The sequence below is a fragment of the Tsukamurella sp. M9C genome, from assembly GCF_020169415.1.
Taxonomy (GTDB): Bacteria; Actinomycetota; Actinomycetes; order Mycobacteriales; family Mycobacteriaceae; genus Tsukamurella.
This window is the reverse complement of record NZ_JAIULG010000060.1, coordinates 15161-28368: the sequence shown is the minus strand read 5'-3', so window position 1 is coordinate 28368 and position 13208 is coordinate 15161. Positions and strand designations below refer to the sequence as shown.

Sequence of the window (13208 nt, the reverse complement as noted above, 5' to 3'; positions counted from 1 at the left end):
CCTGCCCGCCGACCGCGCCGCCCACCATCCCCACCGCGTCCGCGACCACGCCGACCAGGTTCCCCGCCGTGAGCGGGCCGACGCCGACCTTGTCGAGCCCGAGATTCTGCGCGTTGCTCCGCAGCGCCTTCTCGACGCTGGGGATCTCGTCCTCCATCGCCTCGCGCAGCACGCCCGCCACGATGGTCACCAGCTGGTCCCGCTGCGGGCCCGTGAACAGCGAGCGGACCAGCCGCTCCGCGGTGAGCACGCGGGTGGCGATGAGCGCGCCGTACTCCTCGGAGACGGGGATGCGGTGCTTCTGGAACAGGCCCTGCCACGGGATGAAGCCGAGGTACTTCTTCGGCTCTTTCGGGTTGAAGATCAGCCGCAGCGCGGCCCAGTCGGTGAACCAGCCGGTGAAGAGGCCGAACAGCGGCATGATCCACGGATTGCGGAAGAGCGCCCAGCAGGCGGCCTGCAGCAGGCCGATGAAGAAGCCGAAGACGAGGCCGCTGTTGCGGATGAAGGCGAACTCGCGCCGGCCCACGTCGAGGAACATCTTCTCGAGCACGTCCGGGTCGGCGAGCACCTCGCGCGTGACCATCTCCTTGAGGTCGAAGACCTCGTCGATGTTCTCCCGGATCGCCGCGACCAGCTTGGGAATGAGGTCCCGCGCGATGACCTGGGCGCGCTGGATCACCAACTCCTGGGCGGTCGAGGGCAGCAGGTTCCACAGCGCGGGCTGGTATTCGGCGGCCACCTCCGGCACGATCCGGGCGACCTCGCGGCGCAGCTGCCGCTCCATGCGATCGCCCAGCTCGTCCGCGTCGACCTTCTCGAGGATGTCCGACGCCGAGACCAGCCGGTCGGTGAGGGTGTCGCACAGCACCTCGACCATCTGCGGCGCCCGCTTCGGAATGATGCCCTGCCAGCCGAGCTTGCCGATGCCCTTGAACTGGTGCGGCCGGAACATCATCCGGATCGCGACCACCTTGGTCCCGTAGCCGATGAGCGCCGCGATGATCGGCATGGACAGGTAGATGAGCCAGTTCCGTTGAACGTCCGCAGTGATCTCGGCCCAGGTCTGCATGGCGGACACCCTACGCACGACGTTCGGTGAACGTGATGTGAATCACACGAGGGCGCGCTACTCGACCGGGCGCGGTTCCGTCATCCGACGGTGCGACGGGTCCGATCCGACCGGGCCGCGTAGGCCGCGCCCACCCCCAGCAGGGTGATGCCGACCAGCAGGAAGGCGATCACGCGGACCGCACCGTCGAGGGCGGCGAGGTCGAAGAGGAAGAGCTTCGCGACGGCCCCGCCGATGAGCGCGAGCCCGGCGACGTTCCCGGCCGTGCCCCAGTCGTGGCGCCGCTGCAGCAGCAGGTACGCGCCGGTCGTGATCCAGGCGACGGTGGCGACGCCTTGGCCCCAGCGGGCGCCCTCCGCACCGCCGAGCGCCCAGCCGAGGTTCGCGAGCAGCGCGGTCGTCGCGCCCAGGGCCGCGACGCCGCAGACCACGCCGACGAGGTTCCGGCTCTCCTCCGGCACCTGCGGCAGCAGTCGCCATGCGGCGGTGACGGCGAAGACCAGTGCGAGGGCCGCGGCCGCGATCGCGGGGGCGGTGCCGGCGCCGCGGCGGACGGCCTCGTCGAGCAGGGTCGTCGTCGCGCCGTACCGCTCGAGCGCGACGGCGAGGCCCATGCCGCCGAGGGCCGCGCCGGCCCAGCAGGCCGACGGTTCGCGGCCGGCGGCGATCAGCGCGCCGGTCCCCAGGGCGAGCAGCACCGCGGGCAGCGAGGCGGCGGGCGTGCAGAGCACGGACCCGATGAGCGCGACGAAGGCGGCGACGCCGAACCACACGCCGCGGACCGCGGGCGCTGTGCCGGGCAGGAGGCCGAGGGCGATCGTCGCCGCGACCAGGGCGAGGGCGGCGAACGCGGCCGCCCAGTCAGGAACGGCGATCATCGCGAGCAGCACCGGCGCCGCGGCGACGATCCCGGCGGAGACCAGCGCCCAGCACCGGCCGGCGCGGGCCTCGGGGTCGGCGGCGGCGAGGAGGCCGACGACGGCGCCGAGCACCGTCGCGCCGAGGATCGGGAGGGCGTCGGCCGATCCGGCGCCGAGGGCGAGCGCCGCGAGGGTGAGCGAGGTGCCGGCCGAGCGGACCACGTGCAGCCACGGCCACGCGGCCGGACGCGAGACGCCGATCGAGGCGATGGCGAGGATCAGGGTGAAGCCGCCGAGCAGGTAGGCGTTGTCGGCGAGCGGCGGTGCCAGCAGGTAGACGGGGGCGTAGAGCGCGATCCCGAGCCACTGGCTGCGCCACCGCTGGGCGAGCGCGAGCCCGCCGAGTGCGATGAGGCCCGAGAGGGCGAGGCCCACGACCGGGGGCACCCACTCGTAGATCCCGGTGACGGCGACGGTGTCGAGGTAGGCCGCGGCGACGCCGGTGGCGGCGAGGGCGATGGACCCGATGCGTCCGCCGGGGCGCCGGTGCAGCCACAGCGCGGCGCCGAGGAGGCCCGCGGCGAGCGCGGTCCCGAGGCCGACGCGGACCGCCGGGCCGAGGAGCCCCGCCTGCGCGGCGAGGACGAGGAGCAGCGCGACGCCGATCAGCGTCACGAGCACGCCCGCTCCGGCGAGCACCCGCGCGACCGTGAAGACGGGTGGCCGCGGAGGCCCGGGCCGCGCCGGAGCCGGGAAGGGCACCGGCGGGGGCGGCGGCACCGGCCGCGGCTGGGGCGCCGGCACGGGAGCCGGCGCCGGCCGCTGCGCCTGGCTGATGAGGACGGGGGCGGCGACGGGCCGCTGCAGCACGCCGAGCTCGGCCTGCATCCATTGCAGCCGGCGGACGGTGATGTCGAGTTCGGTGGCGAGCCGGGCGATCCGGGCGTCTGATTGCGGGGCGTTCTGAGGCATGCCCTTACGCTGCCGCGCCGGGGTACGGCGCGGCAGCGTAGGACTACTCAGTCGACGGCGGTACTTCCCACCTCGGCCTTCACTCCGGGAGCGGAGTCGGCACCGTCGGACCTGCCCGGGCGGGCGAGGGCGAGGACCGTCACCGTGCCCGCGAGGCCGACGAGGGTGAGCCCGACGACCACGGCGATGGCGGTGGTCATGCCGGGCAGCAGCTGCCCCGGCACGGCCTGCGCTCCCGCGCTGGTGGTGATCGCGGTGACGACGGCCATCATCACGGCGCCGCCCACCTGGATGAAGGTGTTGAGCAGGCCGGAGGCGAGGCCCTGCTCGTCGTCGTCCACGCCCTCGGTGGCCTGCGAGTTCACGGCCGGGAAGGTGAGGGCGAAGCCGACGCCGAGCAGCAGGATCGTCGGGAACAGGAACAGCCAGTAGCTCGCGCCGGCCTCCGCGCGGAGGAACCAGACGTACGCGCCGAGGAAGGCGGTGAGGCCGACGGCGACGAGCACGGTGCTGTTCACCCGGTCGAGCACCGCGTCGATCTTGGTGGCCGAGGCCACCACGAGCAGGCCGGCGGGCAGGAAGGCCAGCGACATGGCGACGGGGCTCCAGCCCAGTGAGTCCTGCACGTACAGCGTGACCAGGAACTGGAAGGCCGCGTAGCCGCCGAACATGACGAAGCCGGCGATGTTGGCGTGCACCAACCGGACCGAGCGCAGGATGCCCAGCCGGACCAGCGGGTGCCGGTGCTTGGCCTCGATGACGACGAAGGCCACCGCGAGCAGAGCGGACACTGCGAACAGGGTCAGCACCGTCGGCGAGGCCCAGCCGAGGTGCGGCGCCTGGACCACCGTGTAGACGAGGATCAGCAGCGCTCCGGTCGAGGTGACGGCCCCGGCCACGTCGAAACGCTTGAAGGCGAAGGTCTCCGACGGTGCGGTGCGCGGGATGACCTTCCACCCCAGGAGGACCAGCGCGAGCGCGACCGGGCCGGGGAAGAGCAGGGTCAGCCTGTAGGAGACCTCGGTGAGCAGGCCGCCGAAGACCAGGCCCATCGAGAAGCCGGAGGCTCCGGCGACCGTGTAGATGGAGAAGGCCTTGTTGCGGGCCGGCCCCTCGGCGAAGGTCGTGGTGATGATCGAAAGGCCGGCGGGGACGGTGAAGGCCGCGGCGACGCCCTTGATGAAGCGCAGCGCGATCAGCGCGGTCGGCATGTCGACGAAGGCGGTGGCTACGGAGGCCACGCCGAAGACGAGGACGGCGCCGAGGAAGACGGGACGCCGGCCGATCAGGTCGGCGGCGCGACCGCCGAGGAGCAGCAGGCCGCCGTAGCCGAGGACGTAGCCGGAGACGATCCACTGCAGGGACGACGGGTCCATGCCGAGGGCGGCCTTGATGGAGGGCAGTGCCACGCCCACCATCGAGATGTCGAGGGCGTCGAGGAACAGGGCGCCGCAGAGGACGAGCAGGAGCAGCCAGGTCCGGGAGGTCCAGCCGGAGGCGGTGGTGACGTGGAGTTCTTCCCTCCCGGGGGTCGGGTTCGACGGTGCTGTCGGGGGTTCGTGTGTCGTGGTCACTCCGGAGACTCTATGCGCACGCATTAAATGTGTCCACATTTAATGCGCAGGAATATTTTGCGTCGGTCCGGTGTAGACTGCGGGCATGAGCGTCAAAGGCGACGTCGCCCCGGTCGACGTGAGCACCTGCACCCCCGCGGACGACGCGCTGGCCGAGCAGTGGCACCGGCTGATGCGCGACTACTCCCGCATGACCTGCGCGCTCGACCGCGCGCTCGCGGCGCACGAGCTGACCTCGTCGGAGTTCGAGGTGCTCGAACAGCTCGAACTGGCCCGAGCCGGAGACCGCGCCAACGTGCGCATGGCCGACCTGGCCGAGCACGTGCACCTCTCCCAGTCGGCGCTCTCGCGTCTGGTCGCGCGCCTCGAGAAGGACGGCCTCGCGACCCGCAGCATGTGCGAGAGCGATCGACGGTCGGTGTTCACCGCCATCACCGACAGCGGCCGTCAGCGCTACGACGCGGCTCGGCCGACCCAGCGCGCGGTGTTGCGCGCCGAATCGGCCGAGTGCGGAATGCGGGAGTACCTCTGCGGCGAGGAGTGAACCTCGGCTCGGAGTGAACGTCGGCTCGGAGTGACGAGCCGACGGTCAGCCGTCGAGGCCTGCCACCGCGCGGTCGATGAGATCCGCGATCTCGCGGGGATGCGAGGCCAACGAGGCGTGGCTCGCGTCCAGCTCGATCACCTCGCGGGCGCCGATGCGCTCGGCCATCCGGCGCTCGTTGTCCGGGTGGATCATCCGATCCTGCGTGGACACCTGGTACCAGCTCGGCTTGTGCCGCCAGGCCGGATCCGTCACGGTGTCGCCGAACGTCGAGCCGAGCGGGGCCTTCTGCGTGACGGCCATGACGAGCGCGGCATCCTCGTCGAGGTCCTGGGCGAAGCTGTCGCGGAAGCGGTCCTGCGCGATCCACAGGTAGCCGTCGGAGTCGGGGGCGATCGCGTCGACGGCGGCCGGCGGGTGCTGCTCGGTGATCGCGCCGGGGCTCTCGCCCGCGTCGGGCGCGAAGGCCGCGACGTAGACCAGGCCCACGACGTTGGGCTGGTTCCCAGCCTCGGTGATCACGGCGCCGCCGTAGGAGTGGCCGACGAGCAGCACGGGGCCGTCGACCTGCGCGACCATCTTCCGCGTGCGCTCGGCGTCGTCGGCGAGCGAGGTGAGCGGGTTCTCGACGGCCCGCAGCTCGGGGTAGCCGCGGCGACGCAGCTCGACGATGAGATCTCCCCAGTGGGCGGCCCCGCCCCAGAATCCGTGGACCAGGACGATCGTGGGCTTCGTCATCGGTAGTGACCTTTCGTGTGCAGTGGCTTATCCTTGCCCTGTCCACGCTAGAAGGATGCAAGGTCAAATACCATGCCTGATTCACCCTCTTTCTTTGCCGATCGTCCAGACGATGCGCCGGACGCCCTCAGCGCGCTGCTTCGCGCCGTGCACCTGCGCGGCGACCGCGTGCGCCGCGGGTCCTCCACCCGGCCCGTCAGCCTGCGCATCACGGGACGGCGGGTCGTCCACCTCGCGGTATCCGAGGGGATGATGGTGCGCGTCGGCGGCACGCCGGTGGCGCTGGGCCCCTCCGACATGGCGCTGCTCCCCCGGGGCGACGAGCACGTGCTGTCCGGTCCCGCGGGCGCGGACTGGGTCACCGGCGAGTTCACCGCCGACCACGCCGTCGCCGACTCCGTGCTCGCGGTGCTGCCACCGGTGATCCACTGCTCGGGGGCGGCGCCCGACGCGCAGTGGCTGCGCGCGAGCCTGGAACTGCTCCTCGCCGAGACGGATTCGCCGAGCCCGGGCAGCCACGTCATGGCGGCGCGGATCCTCGACCTGCTCTTCATCCACGCACTGCGCCAGTGGGCGGCGGGAGCGGAGTCCGGCCCCGGCTGGCTGACCGCCGCGATGGACCCGAGGCTCGGACCGGTGCTGACCGCGGTGCACGCGCACCCCGAACACCCGTGGAGCATCGACGAACTCGCCCGCGTCGCCGCCTTGTCACGGTCGGCTTTGGCGGCACGGTTCACCCGCTCGCTGGGCGTGCCGCCGGCCGCGTACGTCGCCGCGCGGCGACTCGATCGGGCAGCAGAGCTGTTGCGCGACACCGACTCCCCCGTCGCGGAAGTGGGCCGCGCGGTGGGCTACGCGTCGGAGGCGGGTTTCAGCCGGGCCTTCCACCGCCGCTTCGGCACCCCTCCCCTGCGCTGGCGCGCGCAGCAGTAGCGGTCCTCACGCCCCCGCGGGCGCGGATCGCGACCGCCCGTCGGCGGTGCGGTAGCCGAGCGCGTAACTCGGACACCGGGTCGACGACGGTGACGACCTCGTCGACCGTGGCACCGTCGGTGACGATCCAGGGACGGCGCGTGTTGTCGAAGACCCTGGGAAGTCCCCGGACGCACTCCGCCGCATGCCGGCAGCGAGCCGGTTCCCAGGTGATGACGAATCCGTTTCCCGCGTATTCGATGATGCGCGGCCGGTCGGTGCCCTCGGTCATGACGACCTCCTCGTCCTGCCACCGATTCTCCCACCGGACGACGGATCCCGCCGCGTTCCAGGACGAACGGGGCGGGATCAGTCGCGGAGGAATACCGTCGCGGAGCGCTACTTCGCAGCGGCCGGGGCGACCTCGGCCGGAGCGTCCGTCTCGGCGGGGTCCTCCACCTGAGGCTTGGGGATCATCAGCGCGATGACGCCGGCGAGCAGCGCGGCGACGGCGGCGACCACGAAGATCGTCTCGAAGGCGCCCTGCGTGGGGATCACGTGCCCGGCCATCGTCACCGACTTGGCGGAGATGATCGCGGCGGCGACGGCGGAGCAGATCGTGGTTCCCAGCGAGCGCATCAGCGCGTTCAGGCCGATCGCGGCGCCGGTCTCGCTCTGCGGCACCGAGGACATGATGATCGTGGGCATGGCGGCGTAGGCGATCGCGACGCCGACGGTGCCGACGATCGACGCGAGCGAGAGCTTCCAGGCGGCGTCCATGAGGAAATACGCGAGCACGTAGCCGCCGGCCACGACGAACGCGCCGCTGGCGAGGGTCACGGCGGGGCCGACCTTCTTGATGAGGATGCTGGAGACCGGCGCGAAGATCATCATCATGATGCCGCCGGGCATCATCCACAGGCCAGCCTCGAGCATGCTCTTGCCCAGGCCGAATCCGGTGGAGGTGGGGTACTCCATGATCTGCGGGACGCAGAGCATCATCGCCATCATGCCGAAGCCGATGGTCACGGTCGCGATGTTGGTGATGAGCACGCGGGGCCGCGCGGAGGTCCGCAGGTCGACGAGCGGATCGTCGTGCCGCAGTTCGAAGAAGCCCCACGCGACGAGCACGATGAGGCCGCCGACGAGCAGTCCGAGCGTGGTGCCGGACGCCCAGCCCCAGTCGTTGCCCTTGGAGACGGCGACGAGGGTCGCCACGAGCCCGACGGCGAGGCCGATCGAGCCGATCACGTCGATCCGGCCGCCGACGCCGGGGGCACCGTCGGGCAGCACGAACAGGACGGCGGCCAGGATGAGCCCGGCGAGCACCGTCGACACCCAGAACAGCATGTGCCAGTCGTAGGTCTGCGCGATCCACGCCGAGAGCGGCAGGCCGATGGCGCCGCCGACGCCGAGGGTCGCGCTCATGGCGGCGACGGCCGTCGCGGTCATCGCGGGAGGCGTGACCTCGCGCATCATCGAGATGCCGACGGGGATGAAGGCCATGGCCAGGCCCTGCAGCACGCGGCCGAGCAGCATCAGGAGCAGCCCGGTGGACAGTGCCGCGGCGAGCGAGCCCGCGACGAGCAGCGCGGCGCTGAGGATGAGGACGCGACGCTTGCCGATCATGTCGGCGAGGCGGCCGCCGATGGGCATGGCGACGGCGGCGGCGAGCAGCGTGGCGGTGATGACCCAGGAGGCGTTCGCCGTCGAGGTGTTCAGCAGCTGCGGCAGCTCGGGCTGGATCGGGATCACGAGCGACTGCATGAGCGCGGCGACCATGCCGCCGAAGCACAGGATGATCACGGTCACGAGTGGGTGGTTCCGGCGGGAGCCGCTCGATGCGAGCGCGCCCTGTCCGGTAGCGGTGCTGGTCACGGGGACCACCTCTCTACGTGGGGGAACGATTGAATGTGTGTAACATACATATCGTTGAACTGTGCAACCATATGCCTCGAGCCCGCACCGTGCAACACGGACATTCCGCGCCTGACAGAATCGGCGCATCGATCGTCGAGGAGGAAGCATGGACGACGCGGCGCGCCGCCTCGAACGGGAGATCAATGCGCTCGGGCGGCACATGCGGGCGCGCCCGCGGTCGATGGAGCTGCACCTCGACCGCTCCGCCTATCTCGTGCTCCTACTCCTCGACTACATCGGGCCGAGCACGCTCAAGGAGATCGCCACGGAGCTCGAACTGGAGCAGTCCACCGTGAACCGGCAGGTCAACAAGGCCATCGAGCACGGGCTCCTCGAGGCCGACGGTGCCGTCTCCGGCCCGAAACGCATCCGCGCGACGGCGGCCGGGCGGGCCGCCTTCCAGCGCGACCGCGAGGTCAAACTGCGCGGGATCGGCTCGATCATGGCCGATCTCGACGAGACCGACCGCGAGGCGCTGATCTCCGGCCTCACCGCGCTCAACGCGGCGCTCGCCGCGCGCGCCGGGGAGGCCTGAGGGCTCCTGCTCGGAGCCTCCTACAGCTTCGTGAGGGTGACCGAGAGCCCCGGGTCGGTGGCGGCGCCGAGGCCGGTGGGCGTCGGGTCCGCGTCGATGACGTGCGCGCCGAGCGCCGCGATCATCACGCCGTTATCGGTGCACAGCCGCGGCTTGGGCACGCGCAGTTCGATGCCCGCGGCGTCGCAGCGTTCCTGCGCGAGCGAGCGGATGCGCGAGTTCGCGGTGGCGCCGCCGCCGAGCACCATCGTCTCCACGCCGACGTCCTGCGCGGCGCGGATCGCCTTGAAGGTCAACACGTCCGCGACCGCCTCCTGGAAGGACGCGGCGATGTCGGGCACGTTCAGCGGGCGGCCCGCGGCGTTCTCCGCCTCGACGTGCCGCGCGACCGCGGTCTTGAGCCCGCTGAAGGAGAAGTCGTGCCGGGCGTCCTGCTGCCGGGTCATGGCGCGCGGGAACCGGATCGCCTTCGGGTCGCCCTGGCGCGCGAGCTCGTCGATCACGGGTCCGCCGGGATAGCCGAGGCCGAGCAGGCGGGCGACCTTGTCGAAGGCCTCCCCCGCGGCGTCGTCGACGGTGGTACCGAGCTCCGTGATCGGGGCGCCGAGATCGGTCACGTGCAGCAGGTGCGTGTGCCCACCGGAGACGAGCAGCGCGATGCAGGGCGGCATCGGGCCGTGCTCGAGGGTGTCGACGGCGACGTGTCCGCCCAGGTGGTTGAGGCCGTAGAAGGGCACGTCCCACGCCGCCGCATAGGCTTTCGCGGCCGCGACGCCCACGAGCAGGGCGCCCGCGAGGCCGGGTCCGATGGTGACGGCGAGCGCGTCGGGCCGGTCGACGCCGGCCGCGGCGAGGGCGCGCTGCATCGTCGGCACGATGGCCTCGAGGTGGGCGCGCGAGGCGACCTCGGGAACGACGCCGCCGTAGCGGGCGTGCTCCTCCTGCGAGGAGGCGACCTCGTCGGCGAGCAGCCGCGCCGTCTTCGACTCCGGATCCCAGTCGACGATGCCGACGCCGGTCTCGTCGCACGAGCTCTCGACACCCATGACGATCATCGCTGTCCCTGCGCTTCCCGCTTCATCGTGTACGCGTCGGCCCCGGACGGACGGTAATAGTTCTTCCGCACCCCGACGACGGCGAATCCGTTGCGCTCGTACAGCGTCCGGGCGGTGTCGTTGTCGGTGCGCACCTCGAGGAAGACGGCGCCGCCGTGCCGGTCGGCCTCATCGAGGAGAGTGCGCAGGAGCGCGTATCCCACTCCCCTGCCCTGATACTCCGGGTCGACGCCGATGGTGAGCACCTCGGACTCGGGGAAGAAGGTGTTGCCCAGCAGGCCGATGCCGGCGTAGCCGACGAGCCTGCCGCCCGCGGCGTCGTCGCGGGCGGCGAAGAAGCGGGTGTGTCGCTCGGGCGTGAACGCCGAGGCGGGCCAGGGGTTGTCGCCGGCGAACAGGACGGTCTCCAGTTCGGCGCAGCGCTCGGCCTCGTCGGGACGCAGTGGTCCGATCGGGATCTCAGGCACGCGCGGCCGTTTCGACGGCGTCGGGGCGGCGCAGGTACAGCGGCACGAGCGGCTGCGGCGCGGTGCCGAGGAGATGCCTGCCGACCGCGACCAGACTCGCCGGCGTCGGCGATCCCTCCACGGTCCGCGCGCCGTCGACGTCCAGCTCCGCGGGCTTGATGACGCCCGGACCCTCCGTGCGGACACCGTCGGCGTAGCGGGCCCAGTAGACCTCCTTGCGGCGAGCGTCGGTGACGACGACCACGTCGCCGCTCTCGCCCCGCGTGAGCGCCTCGGCGGCGATGGCGTCGAGGCTGCACACGCCGTGCACCTCGATGCCGAGGGCGTCGCCGAAGGCGGCGGCGGTGGCCATGCCGACCCGCAGGCCCGTGAACGGGCCGGGGCCGCAGCCGACGATGACGGCGCCCAGGTCGGCGCGCTCCAGTCCGGCCTCGGCGAGACATTCGAGCAGGTAGGGCACGAGCACCTCGGCGTGGCCGCGCGCGTGCGTGCGGTCGCGGCGGGCGAGCACGGCGCCGGTCTCGGAGTCGACGATGCCCACCGTGAGCGCCGGCGTGGCGGTGTCCAGGGCGAGCACGTACATACCTGCAGGTTACCGCCTCGGCGCCGCGCACCCCGAATCCGCTCGGGCGTCAGTGCGGGAGTATCAGCCCGCGCACCACGCGAGCGATGACGGCGCGCATCTGGGCCAGCGCGGCGTCGGGATCGGCGGCCCGGGTGATGTACAAAGCGGATTCGTCGAGCATCCCGAGCAGCGCGTGCGCGAGTGGGCGCGTCGGTTCCGGGGTGATGTGCCCCTGGTCCATCGCCCCGGCGAGCAGGGACTCGATCACCGCGAGCCCGTACTTCTCGCCGCGGGCGCGCCAACCCTCCCACCCGAGCACCGCGGGGGCGTCGATCATGGTGATCCGCGTGACGCCGGGATCGGCGATGGCGGCCATGAAGGTGTCGACGGCGACGAGCATGGTGTCGACCGGCCCGAGATCCTCCGCGGCCGCCACGGCGGCCCGTCCGGCGGCCCCGATGCTCGCTTCTTCCACCGCGTCGAAGACGGCCTCGAACAGTCCGCGCTTGTCTCCGAACTGGTGGTAGAGCGCGCCCCGGGTGACGCCCGCGGCCTCGACGATCGCCTGGGTGCCGACGCCGGCGTAGCCGTGCTCGGCGAACAGCTCGCGGGCCGCGGCGATCAGCGCGGTGCGGGTCGCGGCGGTGCGCTCCGCCTGGGTCCGGCGGCCGCCCCGATCTTCACCATTGACTTCCATACAGGCTGCACGTAACTTTCATACCGAGTGTTCGTAACTTCGCTCCGACTCTAGCCGCCGACTCTCGGAAGGGTGTGCCATGCGGTGGTTCTACCTGCTCATGATGGTGATCGGCACCGTGGTGCCGTGGGCCTTCTTCGGCGGCTTCTTCGCCGCCGAGGGCCTCGACCTCCCCCTGTTCGCCACGAGCCTGTTCCCGAACGGAGCGGCCTCGGGCTTCACCGCCGACGTGCTGCTGTCGATCGTCGTCTTCCTCGTGTGGTCGTCGGCGGACGCGCAGCGGCTCGGGGTGCGGCGCTGGTGGCTCGTGATCCCGGCGACCTGCCTCGTCGGGCTCTCGCTGTCGCTCCCCCTGTACCTCTACCTGCGCGAGACCCGCGACGCCCGGGCGACCGGCGACGCCGCGCCCGCGCCGTCCGGAGTCCTCGCATGAGCCTCGCCTCGCTCCCCACCGGCACCGTCGACTTCCACGTCTACGGGCCGGAGACCTCCGACCACCCGCCCGTACTGTTCGTGCACGGCGCGGTCGTCGACCTCCAGCTCTGGGACCGCGTCGCCGGCACGCTCGGCGCCGCCGGGCACCGGTGCTGGTCGGTCACATGGCCGCTCGGCTCGCACCGCATCGCCTGCCCGAAGGCCGTCGCCGACGGTCCGCGCGGCGTCGCCCGCATGGTCGCCGACTTCATCGAGGACCAGGGCCTGCAGGGCTGCACGCTCGTCGGCAACGACACGGGCGGCGCGGTCTGCCAGTACGTGCTGCATGATCGGCCCGAGCTGATCGGCCGGGTGGTGCTCACCAATTGCGATGCCTTCGAGGTCTTTCCGCCGCAGCCCTTCGCGACGTTCTTCGCGCTGCTGAGCCGTCGCGCGCTGGTCCGCCCGATGATGGCGATGTTGGGCTCGACGGCGCTGCGGCACTCGCCGGTCGGCTTCGGGCTGCTCGTCACCGATCCCGACCCGGGCGTGACCGCGTCCTGGGTGCGACCGACGCAGGTGGCCGCCAAGATCCGCGCCGACCTCGCGACGCTGCTCGCCGGTATCGATCCGCCCGATCTGGCGCGGGTCTCGCCGACGATGCGCGACTTCCCCGGACCGGTCACGCTCGTGTGGGGCACGGCCGATCGGTGCTTCACGCCCGCGCTGGGCCGCCGCCTCGCCGCCGCCTTCGGGGACGACCGCCCGGGCGGCACCCGGTTCGTCGAGGTCGACGGTGCCCGCACCTTCGTCTCCCTCGACGATCCGCAGGCCGTCGTGCGGGCGATCACCGAGATCGCCGCGCTACCCTCCCGGTAGCTCC

15 protein-coding genes are annotated in these 13208 nt (G+C 72.0%); 5 read left to right on the top strand and 10 right to left on the bottom strand.

The annotated features are described in order from the left end of the window. The 3 genes from LB823_RS21185 to LB823_RS21175 all read right to left on the bottom strand — a co-directional run. Nucleotides 1–1072: DUF445 domain-containing protein (locus LB823_RS21185; RefSeq protein WP_224651251.1), on the bottom strand; the 1072-nt coding region annotated here is incomplete at its 3' end. An 80-nt stretch (nucleotides 1073–1152) separates the two neighbouring features. Next, complete coding sequence (locus LB823_RS21180) at nucleotides 1153–2904, bottom strand: DUF2339 domain-containing protein (protein ID WP_224651249.1); 1752 nt, start codon at nucleotides 2902–2904, stop codon at nucleotides 1153–1155. Between the two features lie 47 nt (nucleotides 2905–2951). Continuing rightward, complete coding sequence (locus LB823_RS21175) at nucleotides 2952–4502, bottom strand: MFS transporter (protein WP_224651247.1); 1551 nt, start codon at nucleotides 4500–4502, stop codon at nucleotides 2952–2954. Nucleotides 4503–4563: 61 nt separating this feature from the next. Between LB823_RS21175 and LB823_RS21170 the strand changes: the two genes are divergently transcribed. Next, nucleotides 4564–5022, top strand: coding sequence for a MarR family winged helix-turn-helix transcriptional regulator (locus LB823_RS21170; protein WP_374201365.1), 459 nt, complete (start codon nucleotides 4564–4566; stop codon nucleotides 5020–5022). Between the two features lie 45 nt (nucleotides 5023–5067). On the opposite strand, the gene LB823_RS21165 is transcribed toward LB823_RS21170, so the two are convergent. Continuing rightward, the gene (locus LB823_RS21165; RefSeq protein ID WP_224651245.1) at nucleotides 5068–5760 is read right to left on the bottom strand and encodes an alpha/beta hydrolase; all 693 of its coding nucleotides are present in this window, start codon (nucleotides 5758–5760) and stop codon (nucleotides 5068–5070) included. Between the two features lie 72 nt (nucleotides 5761–5832). Here LB823_RS21165 and LB823_RS21160 point away from each other — a divergent pair, with 72 nt between their 5' ends. Further along, nucleotides 5833–6693 carry an AraC family transcriptional regulator gene (locus LB823_RS21160; protein ID WP_224651243.1) on the top strand — a complete coding sequence of 287 codons (861 nt, stop codon included), beginning with the start codon at nucleotides 5833–5835 and terminating at the stop codon, nucleotides 6691–6693. On the opposite strand, the gene LB823_RS21155 is transcribed toward LB823_RS21160, so the two are convergent. Beyond that, nucleotides 6632–6964, bottom strand: a complete 333-nt coding sequence (locus LB823_RS21155; RefSeq protein ID WP_224651240.1) for a (4Fe-4S)-binding protein — start codon at nucleotides 6962–6964, stop codon at nucleotides 6632–6634. The genes LB823_RS21160 and LB823_RS21155 overlap by 62 nt on opposite strands. Nucleotides 6965–7071: 107 nt before the next feature. Further along, nucleotides 7072–8559 carry an MFS transporter gene (locus LB823_RS21150; protein ID WP_374201364.1) on the bottom strand — a complete coding sequence of 496 codons (1488 nt, stop codon included), beginning with the start codon at nucleotides 8557–8559 and terminating at the stop codon, nucleotides 7072–7074. A gap of 139 nt (nucleotides 8560–8698) precedes the next feature. Here LB823_RS21150 and LB823_RS21145 point away from each other — a divergent pair, with 139 nt between their 5' ends. Next, on the top strand, nucleotides 8699–9127 hold the full coding sequence (locus tag LB823_RS21145; protein ID WP_224651234.1) for a MarR family winged helix-turn-helix transcriptional regulator: 429 nt from the start codon (nucleotides 8699–8701) through the stop codon (nucleotides 9125–9127). A gap of 20 nt (nucleotides 9128–9147) precedes the next feature. On the opposite strand, the gene tsaD is transcribed toward LB823_RS21145, so the two are convergent. Genes tsaD through LB823_RS21125 form a run of 4 tightly spaced genes read right to left on the bottom strand, consistent with a single transcriptional unit; the run spans nucleotide 9148 to nucleotide 11911 of the window. Then, nucleotides 9148–10182 carry a tRNA (adenosine(37)-N6)-threonylcarbamoyltransferase complex transferase subunit TsaD gene (gene tsaD, locus LB823_RS21140; RefSeq protein ID WP_224651231.1) on the bottom strand — a complete coding sequence of 345 codons (1035 nt, stop codon included), beginning with the start codon at nucleotides 10180–10182 and terminating at the stop codon, nucleotides 9148–9150. Further along, nucleotides 10179–10649, bottom strand: a complete 471-nt coding sequence (gene rimI, locus LB823_RS21135; protein WP_224651229.1) for a ribosomal protein S18-alanine N-acetyltransferase — start codon at nucleotides 10647–10649, stop codon at nucleotides 10179–10181. The genes tsaD and rimI overlap by 4 nt, the downstream gene beginning before the upstream one ends. Continuing rightward, nucleotides 10642–11232, bottom strand: a complete 591-nt coding sequence (tsaB, locus tag LB823_RS21130) for a tRNA (adenosine(37)-N6)-threonylcarbamoyltransferase complex dimerization subunit type 1 TsaB (RefSeq protein ID WP_224651227.1) — start codon at nucleotides 11230–11232, stop codon at nucleotides 10642–10644. Before tsaB ends, rimI begins: the two co-directional genes overlap by 8 nt. A gap of 49 nt (nucleotides 11233–11281) precedes the next feature. Next, nucleotides 11282–11911 (bottom strand): TetR/AcrR family transcriptional regulator, encoded by a 630-nt coding sequence (locus tag LB823_RS21125; protein ID WP_224651225.1) that lies wholly within the window; start codon nucleotides 11909–11911, stop codon nucleotides 11282–11284. A 79-nt stretch (nucleotides 11912–11990) separates the two neighbouring features. Between LB823_RS21125 and LB823_RS21120 the strand changes: the two genes are divergently transcribed. Beyond that, on the top strand, nucleotides 11991–12344 hold the full coding sequence (locus LB823_RS21120) for a DUF2834 domain-containing protein (RefSeq protein ID WP_224651223.1): 354 nt from the start codon (nucleotides 11991–11993) through the stop codon (nucleotides 12342–12344). Continuing rightward, on the top strand, nucleotides 12341–13204 hold the full coding sequence (locus LB823_RS21115; RefSeq protein WP_224651221.1) for an alpha/beta fold hydrolase: 864 nt from the start codon (nucleotides 12341–12343) through the stop codon (nucleotides 13202–13204). The genes LB823_RS21120 and LB823_RS21115 overlap by 4 nt, the downstream gene beginning before the upstream one ends. Nucleotides 13205–13208 lie beyond the last annotated feature (4 nt).